This is a genomic window from Schlesneria sp. (assembly GCF_036405755.1).
Lineage (GTDB): Bacteria > Planctomycetota > Planctomycetia > Planctomycetales > Planctomycetaceae > Schlesneria > Schlesneria sphaerica.
In genome coordinates this window covers 1-4014 of the sequence record NZ_DASWWZ010000487.1, presented here as the reverse complement: position 1 = coordinate 4014, position 4014 = coordinate 1, and the positions used below count along the sequence as shown (strand labels likewise).

The following is a 4014-nucleotide window of genomic DNA, read 5'->3' as shown; positions in this document are numbered from 1 at the left end:
CGCCGCGCTCGACCAGGCGCCGTGCCAGCAGACAGTTATTGGCGAAGGAGTGTTTCCCCGGTTCCGCCCCATACCGCTCCAGGGTCTCTTTCGTCTCTCCGGAAAGATCCATCAAATCAGGGGCACTGGTTTGCATGCGATACGCCATCTCATACGAGGCAATGCGTGTGGCGATTTCCGAATCCTGCGTAAACTCGTGGCGAATTCCGTTGAGATCGTTCACCGCACTAATGAAATCGCGCTGCTGAACGGAACTCATTCCGGGCGGATTGCCCAGATTCAAGATCGGCTCTTTCCCGGAGCGCAGGGGAACGCCCTGGTACTTGGTGGGAAGGAATCCGCTGGACCACAGGGGAGCCCCGCCGCGAGGTCCGCGAGGTCCCGACTGTAACACCATGAAGCCCGGAAGATTTTGCGATTCGCTTCCGATTCCGTAGGTCACCCACGCACCCATGCTGGGTCGGCCCATGAACTGGGGCGATCCCGTGTTCATGAAGAGCTTTGCGGGGCCATGATTAAAGACGTCCGTCGACATTGAGCGGACGATGCAAATATCGTCTGAGACGGTCGCGAGATGGGGAAGGCAATCACTGATGACGGCCCCTGACTCTCCATATCGACCGAATTTGCGATCGGTCCCCAAGAGTGCCGCGTCTGGCTTGATGAAGGCAAATCGCTTCCCTTTGACGTATGACTCGGGAATGACCTGCCCATTGAGCTCCTGCAATTTGGGCTTGGGATCAAACAGTTCTAGCTGACTGGGACCCCCTGCCATAAACAGGAAAATGACGGACTTTGCTTTTGCCGGGTGATGTCGATCGCGACCGCCATATCCCGATGGTTGGGGCTCTGCAGAGGCTTCGCGACCAGAGCCCATCAAACCACTCAGTGCCATCCCCCCCAGTCCCACCCGACAGTCTCGAAAGAAGTGACGGCGAGTCGATTCTCGCAGCAGCAGTTCTTCGAAGTGCATTGCGTCCGCCATCTGGATTTCTCCTCAACTCGTCATGCGGGATCACGGGAAATGTTATAATACGTTATTCAGCCCACAATTCACGACACTTCTGGAAGAAAAATCATGACGACTCAAAGTGCAGAACAACTCCGAGCAAAACGCTGCCTGCCGTGCGAAGGAGGCGTTCCCAAGCTGACAAACGTTGAAGCGCAAGCACAACTCACCCGGCTCTCGGGCTGGTCGCTCACGGCCGACGGCAAACGAATTCGCAAGGCCTGGACCGTGAAGAACTTTCTGGCGGGCATGCGCTTCTTCAACAAGGTTGCAGAGATCGCAGAAGCAGAAGGGCATCATCCCGATCTGCATATTGCCGGTTATCGGAATGTGACCATCGAGATCTGGACTCACGCCATCGACGGCCTGTCAGAGAACGATTTTATTCTGGCAGCAAAGATTGACGAGTTGCCTGTCGAACTTAAGTCCTGACGACTCACACTGCTGGTGATGCCGGAACCGGAACTCACATGGAATCATCCATTCAGAAAACCCATCCGATCGCGTTTGTAAACTGGCACCGCGGCACATTGTTTCCGTGTCCGTCAGTTCTGTGAAAGCATCTTCATCACTTGCGATGAGGATAATTGGAGGGGGACCAGCCCATAACCCGTTTGAAGATGGAGGAAAATACGAAGGGGTTCTTGTAGCCAACGCGAACGGCGATGGATTCGACCGTAGAACTTCGTTCTGACAGCAACTCCGCCGCTTTCCGCATTCGCAACCAGATCAGTTGTTGCCGCGGAGTGCGACCGAGTTCCCTGAGGCACAGACGCTGTAGTTGCTTCTCGCTGAGATGCACGATTTCTGCCATCTGTGTGACGGTCCACGATTGGTCCAGTGATGCTGCGACCTGTTCCCAGAGTTGCCAGATTCGGGCGTCCAGTCGCGTTGGAACTGCAAACCGCAGAACGTAGTGGTTCACCAGATCGATCCATCGTCCAACGACAGTCTGATCCGAGGGTGGAGTGTTGCTATCCGATAAGGTAATGCTCTGTCGCGACAGGCACTCGTGATAGAGTCCCAGAATCGCCAGACGCAACCCTTCCGGATCGAACTCGGTCAAGACGGGTGAGTGTGCCGAGATCAATGGCTGTTGACCGGCACGTTCCTGATAACGAACCCAGCAAAAGTCCCACACTCGGCCTGGTGTCGTGTGAAACGCCTGAAGCGTGCCAGGTGGCAGCAGTACTGCCTGCCCCGGCCCGCAATCCGTCCAACGACCGTCGACGAGAACTCGACCTTCCCCGCCAAAACAGGCAAGGAAATAACTTCCGGACAACCGTGTCCTCACGATTTGAAACGGAGAAGCCATTTTGGCCACGGCTAAATGTCGGATTCGATATCGCTGCAGCTCAGGACATATGGGCGATTCTGACAGCCATTCCCGAGAATCGTCGGTATCTGCCCGAACGACGTAAACCAAGGCACCCGCAGGCCGAATGTCGGTTTCCGATAGCTTTTGGTCGGATCGACTCATGGCGATTTGACTTGAAAACGGTATGATAGAGCGTCGACCAATGTCGATGCGATTCGAGCGCAAATGAGACAGAAAGCGGAAGGATGAACGTGGTTTGCAAACGACAATTACAGTGGCTGATGGCTGTCATCCTGATCAGCAGCATCTTTGTTGCTCCCTCTGGACTATTCGCGCAATCGCCTGACCGAATCGATTTCGGACGCCAGATTCAGCCGATTCTGGCAAAACGGTGCTTCGCTTGCCATGGACCGGATACTGCCGAGGCGGACCTGAGACTAAACGACAAACACGCGGTCTTCAAAAAGTTGCCTTCTGGAGCTCAGCCGATCGTCGCTGGACAGCCGGACGAGAGTGAAATTCTTCGGAGAATCACTGCCACGGATGATTCGCTCCGCATGCCCCCCGAAGGTCCACCGCTGACTGTCGAACAGATTGAACTGCTGACCGCCTGGATCGCCCAAGGTGCTGACTGGAAAGAGCACTGGGCCTTTCTTCCCCTGCAGTCGACGCCCCCTCCCGAAGTGAAAAACTCGGAATGGGTCAAGAACCCGATTGATGCGTTCATACTCCATAAACTCGAGCAGGCAGGACTGAAGCCCGCTCCGGAAGCCGAAAAATTCGCGATGATCCGTCGTTTGACATACGACTTGACCGGGCTTCCTCCAACGGGAGAAGAAATTCAGTCATTCATTTCAGACAAGTCCGCGAACGCCTACGAAAAGCTCGTCGATCGACTGCTCGCATCAGAGCGTTATGGCGAGCACTGGGCCAGGCACTGGCTGGATGTCGTCCGCTATGCCGACACCAACAGCTTCGAGCGAGACGGGCCCAAGCCCAATGCCTGGCGTTATCGCGACTACGTCATTCGCGCATTCAATAGCGATAAACCATACGACCAGTTCGTACGTGAACAACTGGCGGGAGACGAGTTGCCCGACGCAGGATCCGATGGCTTGATCGCTACGGGTTTCTACCGGCTCGGCCAATGGGACGACGAACCGGCCGATCGACTTCTGGCAGTCTTCGATGGATTCGATGACATCATCACCACGACCGCGCAAGGCTTCCTTGGCTTGACGGTGAACTGCGCTCGCTGTCACGACCACAAGATCGACCCGATTCCGCAGCAGGACTATTACAGCTTCCTCTCGTTCTTCCAGGGGATCACGCCCAACGGCTATCCCAATCCCAATGTCGAGCGGCCAATCTTCCGCGACGAGGCCGCAAAGCAGGATTATCTGGCAGCGGTGAAAGAGCACCAGGCTCAACTCGACCAGATCCAGGCGTCAATCACAAAGATCGAACAAGAGTTTCGGGGGAAGCTGAATTCACAGACGACTGGCCAGCAATCACCCGATCTCGACGATCTGGAGTACCGCTTTTACCGTGACACGTGGGACAAATTGCCCGACTTTGATTTGCTGAAACCTGAAACGACTGGCAAGCTGGAGCAGGGCTTCTTCGACATTACGCCAGCGTCACGTGAATTCTCGTTCGGATTCGTGTTTAAAGGGATTTTGAAGGT

4 protein-coding genes are annotated in these 4014 nt (G+C 55.3%); 2 read left to right on the top strand and 2 right to left on the bottom strand.

Annotated features, from left to right (window positions below; all coding sequences use genetic code 11):
- A partial coding sequence (locus tag VGE80_RS16445) for a DUF1501 domain-containing protein (protein WP_440593424.1) occupies positions 1–985 on the bottom strand: 985 nt, incomplete at its 3' end.
- Positions 986–1078: 93 nt separating this feature from the next.
- Here VGE80_RS16445 and VGE80_RS16440 point away from each other — a divergent pair.
- On the top strand, positions 1079–1441 hold the full coding sequence (locus VGE80_RS16440; RefSeq protein ID WP_397569914.1) for a 4a-hydroxytetrahydrobiopterin dehydratase: 363 nt from the start codon (positions 1079–1081) through the stop codon (positions 1439–1441).
- A gap of 136 nt (positions 1442–1577) precedes the next feature.
- Here VGE80_RS16440 and VGE80_RS16435 read toward each other — a convergent pair whose 3' ends face one another.
- Positions 1578–2489 (bottom strand): helix-turn-helix transcriptional regulator, encoded by a 912-nt coding sequence (locus VGE80_RS16435; RefSeq protein ID WP_397569913.1) that lies wholly within the window; start codon positions 2487–2489, stop codon positions 1578–1580.
- Positions 2490–2572: 83 nt separating this feature from the next.
- Here VGE80_RS16435 and VGE80_RS16430 point away from each other — a divergent pair.
- On the top strand, positions 2573–4014 hold a 1442-nt coding region (locus VGE80_RS16430), incomplete at its 3' end, for a DUF1549 domain-containing protein (RefSeq protein ID WP_440593423.1).

Bases quoted from the DNA above. Each gene is read 5' to 3' on its own strand.
- VGE80_RS16435 (WP_397569913.1), bottom strand. From the start codon at position 2,489: ATGAGTCGATCCGACCAAAAGCTATCGGAAACCGACATTCGGCCTGCG.
- VGE80_RS16440 (WP_397569914.1), top strand. From the start codon at position 1,079: ATGACGACTCAAAGTGCAGAACAACTCCGAGCAAAACGCTGCCTGCCG.